Here is a 14,866-nt window from a genome sequence, read left to right as displayed (position 1 = left end):
CGTTAATGTTCTCTGTTATCTTCGTTTTTTCTAGGTGGGACAGGATCATCACCACCTTCGTGTAAAGGGTGGCATTTTAATACGCGTTTCACCGTTAACCAACTGCCTTTTATCATTCCAAACCTGCGTAATGCCTCAATGCCATATTGGGAACAAGTAGGGTTGAAACGACAACGAGGCCCCAGTAGTGGACTAATCACTAACTGATAACCTCTGATTAAAGTAATCAAGAGGCGCGAGCCAACCGACTGTGACGACGCCATAATTTGCCTAACGTTTCCGTTAGCTCACGATTATCAAGCTCAGCGACCCCTTTCCTCACCAAAATCACAAAATCCATGGAAGGTAATTTATGTTGGTTTAAACGAAAACTTTCACGAGCCAATCGCTTAATACGATTACGCTCATGGGCGCGTTTAACATTTTTTTTGGCGACGGTTAGACCGATGCGGGGATGCCCCAGCTCATTAAGGCGTCCAAGGATGGTTATCTCTGCGGAACTTGCCCGTTGTGGCTGCTGGAAAACATAAGTGAAATGCTCGGGAGTTAACAAACGTAACTCCCTCGGAAAAGCGAGCTTAACCACTTGGATGGTTAGCTTTATTACTTAGAAACAGTCAGACGAGCACGGCCTTTCGCACGACGGCGAGCCAGAACCTGACGACCATTTTTAGTGGCCATACGAGCGCGGAAGCCGTGAGTACGGTTACGCTTCAGTACGGATGGTTGAAAAGTGCGTTTCATAGCGATTTCTACCTAACTTAAAATTTGTAACTGATTCAGCAAATGCGTTGGCGACCAGTGAGAAATAAGTAGACACCGATGCCTCAATTGCAACATCAATATATAGAAAGAGGCAGGATTGTAATAAAATGTACTACCCTTAGTCAATCCAAGATGACGCGAGCCTGACCGCGTTTCAATCGGTGTCAGGCTTGTTGCTACCCAATATTTTGCTATCTAAAGTGTTAACCCTGACTTCTACCAGCCATAGCCGGAAAAAATCGTTCGGCATTACACACAGGGTGCAAGATTATACGGACTGTGTAATAAAGCGCAAGGATCCAACACGGATCCTAAGATTTGAATAATAATTATACTGCTGTTTTCCCTTTGAATTTTAAACGATAGCTAAATGGAATTTGCTATATACCATGATTACACTACAGTATCTTCTATGGGCTTTATATTCTACGAGTACCAAAGCGTGGTGATCTCCCTGTGGATAAAAAGCGTCAAAGCTGTGTAAAAGAATGAGGATTTATGTCGTCTTTTGCGTTATGATCATTGGTCACGATTCCGATCTCGCTGTACGGATCGTTGGGAGAGCGATGAAATTAAAAGTCGCCACAAGGTACTAAGGTACTGCGAGCTTTCTCATCGGTAGACGTTCTTATCGGTAACATTCTTATTGATAAATAGTAATACCTTGTGCCCAGTATAACGTATCTATTTTTCCAGTTTCTTTTATTGGTCTTGTTTTAGGGGAGTTCGCCGTGTCACTTTCGCTTTGGCAGCAATGTCTTGCCCGTTTGCAGGATGAATTACCTGCCACAGAATTCAGTATGTGGATACGACCCCTTCAGGCAGAACTAAGTGATAACACTTTGGCTCTCTATGCACCCAATCGTTTTGTATTGGATTGGGTTAGAGAGAAATATATAAATAATATCAATTTGTTATTAAATGATTTCTGTGGTCCTGAAGTACCACTACTACGTTTTGAAGTGGGTAATAAGCCTGTTTCACCGAGCCAGTCTACGTCTCAGAAAACCATTGCTGATATGCCGATGGCTACTGCTCCATCCAGTTTATCTGTACGTCCGAGCTGGGATAATGCAAAAGCGCAGCCGGAGTTATCCTATCGTTCAAATGTGAATCCCAAACATACATTTGATAACTTTGTTGAAGGTAAATCCAACCAACTCGCCAGGGCAGCAGCCAGACAAGTGGCCGATAATCCGGGAGGAGCATATAACCCGCTATTCCTTTATGGAGGCACGGGACTGGGTAAAACTCACCTTTTACATGCCGTCGGCAACAGCATCATGGCACGTAAAGCCAATGCAAAAGTGGTATACATGCATTCTGAACGTTTTGTTCAGGACATGGTTAAAGCATTGCAGAACAATGCGATAGAAGAGTTTAAGCGTTATTATCGTTCAGTAGATGCCCTGCTTATTGATGATATTCAATTTTTCGCTAATAAAGAGCGATCCCAAGAAGAATTCTTTCACACGTTCAATGCTCTGCTGGAAGGTAATCAACAGATTATTCTGACATCAGATCGCTATCCAAAAGAGATTAATGGCGTTGAAGATCGGTTGAAATCCCGTTTTGGCTGGGGATTAACTGTTGCTATTGAACCACCGGAGCTGGAAACCCGAGTTGCGATTCTGATGAAGAAAGCAGATGAAAACCAGATTCAGTTACCGGGGGAAGTGGCCTTCTTTATAGCTAAACGCCTACGATCCAACGTCCGTGAACTCGAAGGCGCTTTGAACAGAGTCATCGCCAACGCCAATTTTACTGGCCGGGCGATTACTATTGATTTTGTACGCGAAGCATTACGTGACTTATTGGCTTTACAGGAAAAGCTGGTAACTATTGATAACATTCAGAAAACAGTCGCTGAATATTACAAAATCAAAGTTGCTGATCTGCTTTCCAAGCGCCGCTCACGCTCTGTTGCCCGTCCAAGACAGATGGCAATGGCGCTGGCAAAAGAGCTGACAAATCACAGCTTGCCTGAAATCGGGGATGCCTTTGGTGGTCGTGACCATACAACAGTACTGCACGCATGTCGTAAAATCGAACAACTGCGTGAAGAAAGTCATGACATCAAAGAGGATTTTTCTAACTTAATCAGAACATTGTCTTCCTAGCGCTATGAAATTTATCATTGAACGTGAGCAATTATTAAAACCCTTGCAACAGGTCAGCAGCCCTTTAGGTGGCCGCCCTACCCTGCCTATTTTAGGCAATTTATTGTTGCAGGTGACAGCCGGCTCCCTGTTACTGACAGGTACAGATTTAGAAATGGAAATGAAGGCCCGGGTAGCACTCACTCAGCCACATGAAGAGGGAGCAACCACCATTCCCGCGCGTAAATTCTTTGATATCTGGCGTGGGTTGCCTGATGGAGCGGAAATCAGCGTTGAGCTGGATGGTGACCGTATTCTGGTTCGCTCCGGGCGCAGCCGTTTTTCACTCTCCACCCTGCCTGCATCCGATTTCCCCAATCTGGATGACTGGCAAAGCGAAGTTGAATTCCCACTACCGCAAGCAACATTAAAGCGTCTGATTGAGTCTACTCAATTCTCAATGGCACATCAGGATGTCCGCTATTACTTGAACGGTATGCTGTTCGAAACCGAAGGGGAAGAACTACGTACTGTTGCCACAGATGGTCATCGTCTGGCGGTCTGTTCAATGCATATCGGCCAGAGCTTACCTTCACACTCAGTGATTGTCCCTCGTAAGGGTGTCATTGAATTAATGCGATTACTGGATGGTGGAGATACTCCACTCCAATTGCAGATTGGCAGCAACAACATTCGCGCTCACGTTGGTGACTTTATATTTACCTCAAAACTGGTTGATGGACGTTTCCCTGATTATCGTCGTGTCCTGCCCAAGAATCCTGATAAAACGCTGGAAGCAAATTGTGACATGCTTAAGCAGGCATTTTCACGGGCTGCGATTTTATCCAACGAAAAATTCCGTGGTGTTCGCATTTACCTAAGCGAAAACCAGCTCCGAATTACCGCAAATAACCCGGAACAAGAAGAAGCAGAAGAGATCGTCGACGTCAAATATCACGGCACTGAAATGGAAATTGGCTTCAATGTCAGTTACGTGCTGGATGTCCTCAACGCATTAAAATGCGAGCAGGTTAGTTTACTGCTGACGGATGCCACATCCAGTGTGAAAATAGAGAATTCAGCCAGTCAGGCTGCAACTTATGTCGTGATGCCGATGCGTCTGTAAAGAATGTGCCTGTAACAGTATTAATTCATAACTCATGATTCTCTCGCGTCTGTTGATCCGCGATTTTCGTAATATCGCAAATGCCGATTTGCCGTTGGCAACGGGATTTAATTTTCTTGTTGGGCCAAATGGCAGCGGCAAAACGAGTGTATTGGAATCCATTTACACATTGGGCCACGGACGCGCTTTTCGCAGTATTCAGGCAGGAAGAGTGATCCGTCATGATTGTGAGGAATTTATTCTTCATGGGAGGCTGGAGCAACAGTCCCATGAACGAACGCTGTCTATTGGATTAAGCAAAAACCGTCAGGGTGACAGCAAAGTCAGAATCGATGGCAGTGATGGGCACAAAATTGCCGAGCTGGCAAAAATGCTGCCGATGCAACTTATCACACCAGAAGGTTTTACGCTGCTGAATGGCGGCCCGAAATACCGTCGTGCTTTTATTGACTGGGGTTGTTTTCATAATGAACCGCGTTTTTTTACTGGCTGGGTCAACCTGAAAAGGCTGCTCAAACAACGAAATGCGGCATTACGACAGGTAACCCGTTATAACCAGATCCAGCACTGGGATCACGAACTTGCACCGCTTGCGACCCAGATAAGCCAATGGCGGGCTGAATATATTGCAGGTATTGCCGAAGATATTGAAAAAACCTGCAAACAGTTTTTACCTGAATTCACTCTCAATATCTCTTTCCAACAAGGCTGGGATAAAGAGAGTGAATATGCAGAACTACTCGCGCGGCAGTTTGAGCGCGACAAAACATTAACCTATACCGCATCCGGCCCCCACAAAGCCGATCTGCGGATCAGGGCAGACGGCGTATCTGTAGAAGATATGCTCTCACGTGGTCAGCTTAAACTACTGATGTGTGCCCTTAGGTTAGCACAGGGTGAATATTTCACCCGACAGAGCGGGCAAAAATGCCTGTATCTGCTTGATGATTTTGCTTCTGAGTTGGATGCCGGTCGTCGTAATTTATTAGCCGAGCGTCTGAAATCTACGCAAGCCCAGGTGTTTGTCAGTGCAATAACTCCTGAGCAAGTTGCAGACATGATTGATGTAAATAGCAGGATGTTTCGCGTAGAACATGGCAAAATAGAGGTTCAACCACAGGATTAAGATGAGCGAGAAACGTTGATGTCGAATACATATGACTCCTCAAGTATCAAGGTATTAAAAGGGCTGGATGCTGTTCGTAAACGTCCAGGCATGTATATCGGTGATACCGATGATGGTACTGGCCTGCACCACATGGTCTTCGAGGTTGTTGACAACGCTATCGACGAAGCCCTCGCAGGCCATTGTGACAAAATAATTGTCACAATCCATGCAGATAACTCAGTTTCTGTACAGGATGATGGCCGCGGTATTCCTACCGACATACACGAAGAAGAAGGTGTTTCAGCAGCGGAAGTCATCATGACCGTGCTGCATGCGGGGGGTAAATTCGATGATAACTCCTATAAGGTTTCCGGCGGCCTGCATGGCGTAGGGGTTTCTGTTGTTAACGCCTTATCTGAAAAACTGGAACTGACTATCCGTCGTGACGGTAAAGTACATGAACAGACCTACCATCATGGAGTTCCGCAAGCACCACTGAAAGTCGTTGGTGATACAGAACAGACAGGAACAACTGTGCGTTTCTGGCCAAGTATGGATACGTTCAAAATTAACACCGATTTCGAATTTGATATTTTGGCAAAACGTCTGCGCGAATTATCATTCCTGAACTCCGGCGTTTCCATCCGTTTAGTTGACAAGCGCACCAATACAGAAGATTTCTTCCATTATGAAGGGGGTATTAAGGCGTTTGTTGAATTCCTGAGCCGCAATAAAAACCCGATCCATCCGAATGTTTTCTATTTCTCCACCGAAAAAGACGGTATTGGTGTTGAAATTTCCATGCAATGGAATGATGGCTTCCAGGAAAACATTTATTGTTTTACCAACAATATACCTCAGCGCGATGGGGGAACCCACTTAGTGGGCTTCCGTACAGCGATGACCCGTACCCTCAATAGCTATATGGATAAAGAGGGTTACAACAAAAAATCCAAAGTCAGTGCTACCGGTGATGATGCCCGTGAAGGCCTGATCGCGGTTATCTCAGTTAAAGTTCCAGATCCGAAATTCTCTTCACAAACGAAAGACAAACTGGTTTCTTCTGAAGTGAAAACTGCGGTTGAAACGATGATGAATGAGAAGCTGGTGGAATACCTGCTGGAAAACCCGAACGATGCCAAAACTGTTGTTGGCAAAATCATTGATGCAGCACGTGCCCGTGAAGCTGCCCGTAAAGCGCGTGAGATGACCCGCCGCAAAGGCGCATTAGATCTGGCAGGTCTGCCTGGCAAACTGGCTGACTGTCAGGAGCGTGATCCTGCACGGTCCGAACTCTATCTGGTGGAGGGTGATTCTGCGGGCGGTTCAGCCAAACAGGGGCGCAACCGTAAAAATCAGGCTATCCTGCCACTGAAAGGTAAAATTCTGAACGTTGAAAAAGCGCGTTTTGACAAAATGCTCTCTTCACAGGAAGTAGCAACCCTGATTACCGCGTTGGGTTGTGGTATTGGCCGTGATGAATACAATCCGGATAAACTGCGTTATCACAGCATTATCATCATGACCGACGCCGACGTTGACGGTTCCCATATTCGTACTCTGTTGCTAACATTCTTCTATCGTCAGATGCCGGAGATCATTGAGCGTGGTTATGTCTATATTGCTCAACCACCACTGTACAAAGTGAAGAAAGGCAAGCAGGAGCAATACATCAAAGACGACGATGCAATGGAAGTCTACCAGATGTCCATTGCACTGGATGGTGCATCACTTTACACCAATCCACACGCTCCGGCGCTGAAAGGCGAAGCACTGGAAAAACTGGTAACTGAATTCAATGCTACGCAAAAAATAATCAAACGTATGGAACGCTTGTATCCGCTGGCGTTACTGAATAACTTAATCTACCATCCGGTATTGACCGAAGATTCCTTAACCGATCAAACCAAAGTGGAAGAATGGGTAAGTGCACTGACCATCCGTCTGAATGACAAAGAGCAACATGGCAGTACTTACAGCTACCAAATCCATGAAAACCGCGAGCGTCAGGTTTACGAGCCGGTTCTGTGCATCCGCACACACGGTGTTGATACTAACTACAATCTGGATTTCGATTTCATCCACGGAGGCGAATACCGCCGCATCAGCAAACTGAGTGAATTGATCGGTAATCTGATTGAAGAAGATGCCTATATTGAACGTGGCGAACGTCGTCAGGCAGTAAGCAGCTTTGAGCAAGCACTGGAATGGCTGAGCAAAGAGTCACGCCGCGGTCTTTATATCCAACGTTATAAAGGTCTGGGGGAAATGAACCCTGATCAGTTGTGGGAAACTACAATGAACCCAGAAACTCGCCGTATGATGCGTGTCACTGTGAAAGATGCCATTGCGACGGATCAACTGTTCACCACCCTAATGGGTGATGCCGTTGAACCTCGCCGTGCATTTATCGAAGAAAACGCCCTGAAAGCAGCGAATATTGATATCTAATATTCCTACGCCTGCCCCGGATAACTAAAACGTTATCCGGGGAAAAAGACGGTTCAAAATTTATCTATAAAATATCCATTGGTTACTTGGAAAACCATCTAAAACTGCCTTATATTACTTCTCAAATTAATTGAAAAATCCTTCATTTATTTACCCTGATAAGGAGCGATTATTTAAGGATATTTCGTCATAAAAAAATGATCTTATTAATAATATAAGAAAAATTTCACTTTCATTATATAAATCGGGAATTTTTAATTCTTAATAACATATTGAACCTAAATGTTAAGAGTAGCTTAAATTTATTAATCATATTCAATTTCTATTATAAAGGTTATTATTATGTTAAAACGAAATTCTTCTTTTAATAGCTATATACATAAAACGCCATCTGGAGCTTTATCCCGCTCAAACTCTTTCCATACTCTGCCACCCAAAAATATATTGAATATCAATGTTAATCATCACAACCCCAGATTGATAAATGGATATATTCCAATAGTTAAAAAAGCAACATTGCAAGAAGCGGAAATAGCAGTCAGGAAATTATATAATTCAATTAAACAGGATGGATGGATGTCACATATCGAAAATACATATCGAAGAAGAGACAATATAGAAGCAAAATCGAATCTTTCCACCGAAGAATTATGGGATCTTAGATGTTGTATAACAGATAGCCTATTATGTACAGTGAAAGATAATTTATCATTTCGCATCAGAAAAAAAGATAGTACCTTATATCAAGGTTGCAATTATACCTACTTTGTCTGTTATACAACTCACTTTCCAACAGACTCAGTGTCTTCTCTGATGGTGCCCATTGGAATAATGTTATTTACCTACAATGAAGATGATCACTATCCATATTATCCTGAAGTCAGTTACCTGATTACCCATCCGGGGATCCAAAATTGTGCTTATTTATTGATAGAAAAAGCAGCCAACTTATCCTACCAAATGGGCCATAATGGAAAACTAAAATTAACAACTGCAACGAAACACCTTTCAAATGCTTACAACAGGCTTGGGTTTATTGATGATGCACCAGGTTCGATGATATTAGACCCAAATAACAGTAAATTATGGATATTTTCTGCCGCAAATGGAGGGTATCGATTTACTGGGTTATGTCCTTAATTTTTATTGAGAAACTGAACTATGCTAGCAAATAATACTCATCAATTATTCGGAAGATACATTCAAAATGCAAAAATAACAATTGGACAATGTAATAACTTCGATGATATAAAAATCCGTCTTTCGGATTTTTATAGAGCATTACGAAATAGTGAATGGTTTAAATATATAAATGACAATGAATACAACTCGTTACTTAGCATAAATAAAAAAGATTTACCTCCAAATAAATCATTAGATCTTAAGTTTTATTTAACAAAACAATTACTCGAATCTCTCATAAACACTTTATCTCCTTCTGATTATTATATTTATTTTTTGGATTATATTGATCTCAGAGGACAAAGAAAAATCCCCATAGGGATCATGAAGATTTTTTTGAATTCCACAAGAACGCCTGAATACCCTGCAGTAGATAGTTTGATCATACAGCCGGGAATCCAAAGTTGTGGGTGCTTATTTATAGAGGAAGCCGTTAACTATTCTCACTTGAATAACCAGAAAGAAAATCTAAAATTATCAGTAGCAGCAAACGCACTATTAGATGTTTATTCCAAAATGGGTTTTATTCCGTATAACAATCTAGGCGGAATGGTGCTAACTCCCAAAAATAGAGAAGGTTGGGCATTCTCTCAGCCACTGGAAAAATATTTTTTTATACAAAAAAGATGAATATTAATTTTACACCAATATATCTAAAGTAAGGGACGCTCTCGTTCTGGTCACCAACGTTGCCTTTTCCAGTCCTACCGCCATTCTTGGCAACTGGAGCCGCATGTATGTTCTGATACACATAAACAAATCGTAGATATGGCTCTGAATGGAATGTCGGGAGACAGTACATGTCATGGGTCATGGGTCATGGGTATTGGCTATTATCTAAACATTCATCACCATCAATAAATTGGATTCATGACCTTCTTCCCATTGGTCACCCTAAGACTGTCTTATTTTTCTTAAAATCATTGGTTTTTTGACTTTATAGTTTTAATATAAATCAGAATGAGATAGATAACACTAAGGATATTTAGATGTCAAACATGGTTTATTGCCGTGGCTGTGGAAAAGAAATCCACACCTCCGCAGGCTCTTGCCCTAGCTGTGGTGCAGTTCAAAAAGAAGAAATACAAGGTGAGAAAAGCAGAATAACTGCAGCTCTATTAGCTTTCTTTCTTGGTTTTATCGGGGTGCATAAATTTTATCTAGGAAAAATAGGATCAGGGTTTTTATACCTTATTTTTTGCTGGACGTTCATTCCTTATATCATTTCTTTTATTGAATTTATTATCTATTTATGCATGTCAGATAAAGATTTCGCTAAGAAGTATGGTTAATTAAACTCCTTTTATGTTAAACGGGCGAATTAAACCGCCCGTTCATACCATTTAAAACACCTCAAATCAGTTTCAAGCTACTAATCACTCGCCTACCGAGAACAACTCTTGTTTGTGCATTTGCCAAGTATCGAAAACCGGACAGTTACCCCTTGATGAAGGTGCTTTTATCGGCGCATTGACGAAATTAGCCAGCACTCCACCGGAAGAGCGGCAGGCATTAAAAATGCCTCGGTGATAAGTTAATTGCGGAAAGTGAAAAACAACGCTGAGATCTAAATTATTTTAAAATCAATAGCATGAGAATTTACAAAAAACCAGCATGCAAGAACCAACATAATGGCAACATGTCCTGATTGCCCCTATTATGTAAATGTAAGATATAAAAAAATAAAACAACCGCCAATATTTATTCAATAATGGCGGTCTATTAAATGCTTTACTACAACAAAATACGCAGCATACGACGCAACGGCTCCGCTGCACCCCACAGTAACTGATCACCAACAGTAAAGGCAGACAGATATTCCGGCCCCATGTTCAGCTTACGCAGACGACCCACTGGCGTATTCAAAGTACCAGTCACCGCCGCCGGTGTTAATTCACGCATTGTCAGTTCGCAATCATTCGAGATCACGCGAACCCAATCATTATGGGATGCCAGCAACGTTTCAATTTCGTGAATCGGAACATCTCTTTTCAATTTCAGGGTAAATGCCTGACTATGGCAGCGCAATGCTCCAATACGAACACACAAACCATCAATCGGGATGATATTCTCACCTGTATTCAGAATTTTGTTGGTTTCCGCTTGGCCTTTCCACTCTTCACGGCTCTGGCCGTTTTCAAGCTGTTTATCAATCCACGGGATCAAACTGCCAGCCAAAGGTACACCAAATTGCTCCGTTGGCAATGCACCACTGCGGGTGAAATCTGTTACACGTTTTTCAATTTCCAGAATTGTAGAAGCTGGGTTTTGCAGTTTATCTGCAACTTGATTATGCAGCATTCCCATCTGCACCAGCAATTCACGCATATGACGCGCACCGCCACCAGAAGCTGCCTGATAGGTTGATACTGATGCCCATTCAATCAAATCATTGGCAAATAGGCCACCTAATGACATCAACATCAGGCTGACAGTACAGTTACCGCCAACAAACGTTTTAATCCCTTTATTCAGGCTGTTCTGAATATGTTGATGGTTAACAGGATCGAGAATAATGACAGTATCATCATTCATGCGGAGTGCAGAAGCTGCATCGATCCAATATCCCTGCCAGCCCGTTGCTTTCAGTTTGGGGTAAATTTCATTGGTATAATCCCCACCCTGACAGCTAATAATAATATCCATCGCATTAAGTGCTTCAATATCAAAAGCATCCTGCAAAACACCCGACTTGCCTGTAAACTCTGGGGCTGGTTGTCCATGTTGGGAAGTCGTAAAAAAAACAGGATTGATCTGGTTAAAATCCCCTTCTTCGATCATCCGCTGCATCAATACTGAGCCAACCATCCCGCGCCAGCCGATAAAACCTACACTTTTCATCATATTTACCCTGCCTTGAAAAAGTCGTTGTCAGCACCCCTGACGGTACTAACGCTGACAAAATATGAGAAAAGGTGCAAGTAAATTTATACGCTACAGAGCTAACCGTTCTGCAGCAATCCGCGCGCCATTTTTAAACCATATCGAAATTTATTCAGGTATTACTTTGCAAATATATTTAGCCACAAGAAAATAATTCATTAATTGATAATTTAGTAAATAAATTATATCAACTAATATCCCCTTCTGAATTTATATCTTAAATACGTCGTAGCTTTCCCTGATTTCAATACAGAATAACAGCCAATCAAAAAATTAAATGATTTTGTTTTATTATTCCAAGAGTATAAATAACAGCTATTAATTCCTCTGGTAAAAATTCGAAAAATATTTTTTTAACTATTAACTTATTCTTAAATCTGATTTAATTAAATATAACTTTACAATCACTTACCACCGTTTTGAAACAGCATTCTAATGGCGCTTTTCTTACAAAACTGTTTAGCTTTTCCGGTTATTATCCTCAGCGGACTATTACTGATTATTTTGTTTTATTGGATATGTGCCGCTTTTGGTTTGCTTGATATTGATATTCTGAATATGGATGTAGATAGTTTCGACGCAACCTCTCTGGCGGGTTGGTTAACGAAACTCGGCCTGACCGGAATTCCGGTCACCATTATTATCACACTAATGACTCTGATTGGCTGGCCACTGAGCTATTTCAGCGAGCACTTAATGCTTCGTTTTATTGAAACTGATGTGCTCCGTTATTTACTTGGAACAGCCACACTCTTTATCGTGGGTTTCATTGCTCTATTACTGACAACAATACTCTTACGCCCACTGCAACCAACGCTATCAAGGCTCAATCGCTCCAATAGTGTTGATAATCTGATTGGCAAAGTCGCCGAAGTCCGTTCTCCCATTGTCACAGAACAACGTGGAGAAGCATTAATGAATCACAATGGTGCCAACCTTATCTTGCAGGTACGGGTACCAGAAAGTGACGGTATCGTTCGCGGAGATCGTGTCGTGCTGATCAGCTATGACGCCACAACTAACAGTTATAGCAGAATCATATTAATATGACATAATATCTGGATTCAAATAGCAAGGGATAAAGTAAGATGGGTTACAGTTTAGATTTCCGAAAGAAAGTCCTGGCGTACAAAGACAAGCATTCGTTGACTTTCGAACAAACGAGTGCCCATTTTGACATTTCTATGCGTACCTTATTTCGCTGGAGTCACAAAATAGAACCCTGTATAACGCGTAATAAATCCCCCACTAAAATCAGTGATGAGACGCTCATTATTGATGTCCAAAATTACCCCGATGACTATCAATGGGAAAGAGCAAAACGCCTGGGGGTCACGCAGTCAGCTATCCATTACGCCTTGAAACGGCTCAAGATTACCTTCAAAAAAAACACTCAACCATCCCAAAGCTGACCCGGGTTCGTGAGGTATTTATTGAGCGTATCAACGGCTATGAGCAGGCGGGCAAACAGATTGTTTATCTGGATGAAAGTGGTTTTGCCCAGTCCATGCCCCGCCTGCACGGGTATTCAAAGAAAGGGTTACGGTGTTTCGGAACACACGATTGGCACGCGAAAGACCGTCTTAATGTCATTGGCGCGATCATAAAAAATACCTTTCTCACCTTATGTTTGTTTACCGGAAACATCAATGCCGATGTTTTTCATGCCTGGGTCACCCAAGATTTACGGCCAAAACTCCCGAACAGGGCAGTGATCGTCATAGATAATGCCCCTTTCCATAAACTATATGACCCGATACAAGCAATAGTAGACAGCGGATGCCAATTGGAGTGGCTCCCGCCTTACAGCCCGGACTTGAACCCCATCGAACACAAATGGGCCGGAGTAAAAGCGATAAAAAAAGATGTTCAGTTGATGAGTTATTTATGGAGCATGTAGAGTGCGCCAAATTATATTGATTCCGCTATATATCGAAAACAGCCTGACCTCAAATCCGGTATTGGCTCCGCTGGTATTACGTGACATGAACGATTTGTACCTGTTTATTGATAAAGCGATGGGCAAGCCGTTCTCCAGCAATGTGTTAAGCTACCCCTATAGCGAAGCTGAAATCACCGAAATCGTCGCTATCCTTGAGCGTTTGTTGATCATGCGGAATATCGTTTTCAAAGTGAATCAACAATATATTGCCAGTGCCGCTCAGTCAGACAAATACCGGACAGAGCCGCCATTCAAACTACAAGGTAGTTACCGCAATATGAATAAACTCAGCGAAAAAGTTTCTGCGGTAATGAATGAAGCAGAGATACGTAATATTATGACACCAAAACAACAACAACGTTGGCAACAGATAAAGCGCGATTTTATGCGCAATAAAGCACTAGGTGGTGATAATGCTGATATCGGTGATCGGGTTATTGCCCAACTTGCTGATTTGGTTGAAATTGTTCAGGCATTAGGGAATTGATCTGTATATCCAAAAAATATAGATCTACATTCATGAAGAATGGAAACGAAATTTATTAGCATAAGATAATTCACAAGACTACTTTGTTTTTAATTCAGCAAGTAATCTAACAATAAAAACAAAAGATTGATGTGATAAATAAGATTAAGGCAACATATAGTGAAAATATGGCTCCAGCAACGCTTTCATATCATGATCGGATTGATATTTATACTTGTTTTAACTCAATTTATTAATAGCTTAAACGGTGGAACATTAAACAATTTCGGCATTATCCCCCGATATATTCAGGGATTGATTGGCATTCCATTCTCTCCATTCCTGCATAGCAGTTGGGCACACCTATTCAGTAACCTCCCTGCTTTACTGGTACTCAGTGCGTTACTGATGACTCACTCCATTCGTTACTACATTCTGGCCAGCCTGTTTATTATTTTTACCGAGGGTACGTTAGTTTGGTTATTCGGCCGAACGGCCATTCATATCGGTGCCAGCGGCTGGATTTTTGGTCTGTGGGGGTTATTACTGGCGAATGCTTACTTCCTTAGAAGAGCTAAAGATTTTTTCTTTTCCATTCTGGTAATTATCTATTATGGTGGGATAGCTTTCAGTCTATTACCATTACAAGAAAATATTTCTACAGAAGGTCATATTTTTGGTGCGATCTCAGGTGTAATTTTCTCCTGGCTTTCCAGGAAATGGTTAATCAATCAAAGTTAAGAACATAAAATTAAAAAATAGAATTGGGTTTTACCGTACCATCTTTCATCTCCCTTATTACTCTAAAATCTGATAAAAAATAATTTGCCCGTTATCATAACGG

General features: G+C 41.9%; 15 protein-coding genes and 1 pseudogene. 12 read left to right on the top strand and 4 right to left on the bottom strand.

Going from position 1 to position 14,866, the window contains the following annotated elements; all coding sequences use genetic code 11:
- Window positions 1-2: 2 nt before the first annotated feature.
- From yidD to rpmH, 3 genes are read right to left on the bottom strand one after another with little or no spacing between them, the layout of a single operon-like run.
- Entirely contained in the window at window positions 3-263 is a 261-nt protein-coding gene (yidD, locus tag Xbud_RS14760) for a membrane protein insertion efficiency factor YidD (RefSeq protein ID WP_099136768.1), read from the bottom strand.
- Window positions 227-586, bottom strand: a complete 360-nt coding sequence (rnpA, locus tag Xbud_RS14755) for a ribonuclease P protein component (RefSeq protein WP_099136767.1) — start codon at window positions 584-586, stop codon at window positions 227-229. The genes yidD and rnpA overlap by 37 nt, the downstream gene beginning before the upstream one ends.
- 17 nt (window positions 587-603) lie before the next feature.
- Window positions 604-744, bottom strand: a complete 141-nt coding sequence (gene rpmH, locus Xbud_RS14750; protein ID WP_038267117.1) for a 50S ribosomal protein L34 — start codon at window positions 742-744, stop codon at window positions 604-606.
- Window positions 745-1,496: 752 nt separating this feature from the next.
- Between rpmH and dnaA the strand changes: the two genes are divergently transcribed.
- From dnaA to Xbud_RS14715, 7 genes are all read left to right on the top strand, one after another.
- On the top strand, window positions 1,497-2,885 hold the full coding sequence (dnaA, locus tag Xbud_RS14745; protein WP_099136766.1) for a chromosomal replication initiator protein DnaA: 1,389 nt from the start codon (window positions 1,497-1,499) through the stop codon (window positions 2,883-2,885).
- Window positions 2,886-2,889: 4 nt separating this feature from the next.
- Window positions 2,890-3,990, top strand: coding sequence for a DNA polymerase III subunit beta (gene dnaN, locus Xbud_RS14740; protein WP_099136765.1), 1,101 nt, complete (start codon window positions 2,890-2,892; stop codon window positions 3,988-3,990).
- Between the two features lie 34 nt (window positions 3,991-4,024).
- Window positions 4,025-5,116, top strand: a complete 1,092-nt coding sequence (gene recF / locus Xbud_RS14735; RefSeq protein WP_099136764.1) for a DNA replication/repair protein RecF — start codon at window positions 4,025-4,027, stop codon at window positions 5,114-5,116.
- An 18-nt stretch (window positions 5,117-5,134) separates the two neighbouring features.
- A complete protein-coding gene (gyrB, locus tag Xbud_RS14730; protein WP_099136763.1) occupies window positions 5,135-7,549 on the top strand; it encodes a DNA topoisomerase (ATP-hydrolyzing) subunit B in 2,415 nt (804 codons plus the stop codon).
- Window positions 7,550-7,891: 342 nt separating this feature from the next.
- On the top strand, window positions 7,892-8,689 hold the full coding sequence (locus Xbud_RS14725; RefSeq protein ID WP_099136762.1) for a hypothetical protein: 798 nt from the start codon (window positions 7,892-7,894) through the stop codon (window positions 8,687-8,689).
- A gap of 21 nt (window positions 8,690-8,710) precedes the next feature.
- Window positions 8,711-9,361 (top strand): hypothetical protein, encoded by a 651-nt coding sequence (locus tag Xbud_RS14720; protein WP_099136761.1) that lies wholly within the window; start codon window positions 8,711-8,713, stop codon window positions 9,359-9,361.
- A gap of 359 nt (window positions 9,362-9,720) precedes the next feature.
- Complete coding sequence (locus Xbud_RS14715; protein ID WP_099136760.1) at window positions 9,721-10,023, top strand: TM2 domain-containing protein; 303 nt, start codon at window positions 9,721-9,723, stop codon at window positions 10,021-10,023.
- Window positions 10,024-10,465: 442 nt separating this feature from the next.
- On the opposite strand, the gene asd is transcribed toward Xbud_RS14715, so the two are convergent.
- The gene (gene asd / locus Xbud_RS14710) at window positions 10,466-11,572 is read right to left on the bottom strand and encodes an aspartate-semialdehyde dehydrogenase (protein WP_099136759.1); all 1,107 of its coding nucleotides are present in this window, start codon (window positions 11,570-11,572) and stop codon (window positions 10,466-10,468) included.
- A gap of 477 nt (window positions 11,573-12,049) precedes the next feature.
- Here asd and Xbud_RS14705 point away from each other — a divergent pair, with 477 nt between their 5' ends.
- The 5 genes and pseudogenes from Xbud_RS14705 (at window position 12,050) to Xbud_RS14685 (ending at window position 14,763) form a co-directional block, all read left to right on the top strand.
- Window positions 12,050-12,664 carry a ubiquinone biosynthesis protein UbiH gene (locus Xbud_RS14705; RefSeq protein ID WP_099136758.1) on the top strand — a complete coding sequence of 205 codons (615 nt, stop codon included), beginning with the start codon at window positions 12,050-12,052 and terminating at the stop codon, window positions 12,662-12,664.
- A 38-nt stretch (window positions 12,665-12,702) separates the two neighbouring features.
- Window positions 12,703-13,026: an IS630 transposase-related protein gene (locus Xbud_RS14700; protein WP_099136757.1), complete on the top strand. Its 324-nt coding sequence runs from the start codon at window positions 12,703-12,705 to the stop codon at window positions 13,024-13,026.
- Entirely contained in the window at window positions 12,921-13,514 is a 594-nt protein-coding gene (locus Xbud_RS14695; protein WP_244589976.1) for a transposase, read from the top strand. The genes Xbud_RS14700 and Xbud_RS14695 overlap by 106 nt, the downstream gene beginning before the upstream one ends.
- A 28-nt stretch (window positions 13,515-13,542) precedes the next feature.
- Window positions 13,543-14,043 (top strand): annotated as a pseudogene (locus Xbud_RS14690) (DNA repair ATPase); the annotation flags it as partial.
- A gap of 159 nt (window positions 14,044-14,202) precedes the next feature.
- Window positions 14,203-14,763 (top strand): rhomboid family intramembrane serine protease, encoded by a 561-nt coding sequence (locus tag Xbud_RS14685; protein ID WP_099136755.1) that lies wholly within the window; start codon window positions 14,203-14,205, stop codon window positions 14,761-14,763.
- Window positions 14,764-14,866 lie beyond the last annotated feature (103 nt).

The organism is Xenorhabdus budapestensis, from assembly GCF_002632465.1.
In the GTDB taxonomy this organism is placed as follows: Bacteria; Pseudomonadota; Gammaproteobacteria; order Enterobacterales; family Enterobacteriaceae; genus Xenorhabdus; species Xenorhabdus budapestensis.
The sequence above is the reverse complement of the archived record's forward strand: the minus strand, read 5'-3'. Positions and strand labels throughout refer to the sequence as shown.

What these genes read in the sequence shown, in the direction of transcription:
- yidD (WP_099136768.1), bottom strand. Translation starts at nt 263, where the DNA reads ATGGCGTCGTCACAGTCGGTTGGCTCGCGCCTCTTGATTACTTTAATC.
- rpmH (WP_038267117.1), bottom strand. Translation starts at nt 744, where the DNA reads ATGAAACGCACTTTTCAACCATCCGTACTGAAGCGTAACCGTACTCAC.
- dnaN (WP_099136765.1), top strand. Translation starts at nt 2,890, where the DNA reads ATGAAATTTATCATTGAACGTGAGCAATTATTAAAACCCTTGCAACAG.
- recF (WP_099136764.1), top strand. Translation starts at nt 4,025, where the DNA reads ATGATTCTCTCGCGTCTGTTGATCCGCGATTTTCGTAATATCGCAAAT.
- gyrB (WP_099136763.1), top strand. Translation starts at nt 5,135, where the DNA reads ATGTCGAATACATATGACTCCTCAAGTATCAAGGTATTAAAAGGGCTG.
- Xbud_RS14725 (WP_099136762.1), top strand. Translation starts at nt 7,892, where the DNA reads ATGTTAAAACGAAATTCTTCTTTTAATAGCTATATACATAAAACGCCA.
- Xbud_RS14720 (WP_099136761.1), top strand. Translation starts at nt 8,711, where the DNA reads ATGCTAGCAAATAATACTCATCAATTATTCGGAAGATACATTCAAAAT.
- Xbud_RS14715 (WP_099136760.1), top strand. Translation starts at nt 9,721, where the DNA reads ATGTCAAACATGGTTTATTGCCGTGGCTGTGGAAAAGAAATCCACACC.
- asd (WP_099136759.1), bottom strand. Translation starts at nt 11,572, where the DNA reads ATGAAAAGTGTAGGTTTTATCGGCTGGCGCGGGATGGTTGGCTCAGTA.
- Xbud_RS14705 (WP_099136758.1), top strand. Translation starts at nt 12,050, where the DNA reads ATGGCGCTTTTCTTACAAAACTGTTTAGCTTTTCCGGTTATTATCCTC.
- Xbud_RS14700 (WP_099136757.1), top strand. Translation starts at nt 12,703, where the DNA reads ATGGGTTACAGTTTAGATTTCCGAAAGAAAGTCCTGGCGTACAAAGAC.
- Xbud_RS14695 (WP_244589976.1), top strand. Translation starts at nt 12,921, where the DNA reads ATGGGAAAGAGCAAAACGCCTGGGGGTCACGCAGTCAGCTATCCATTA.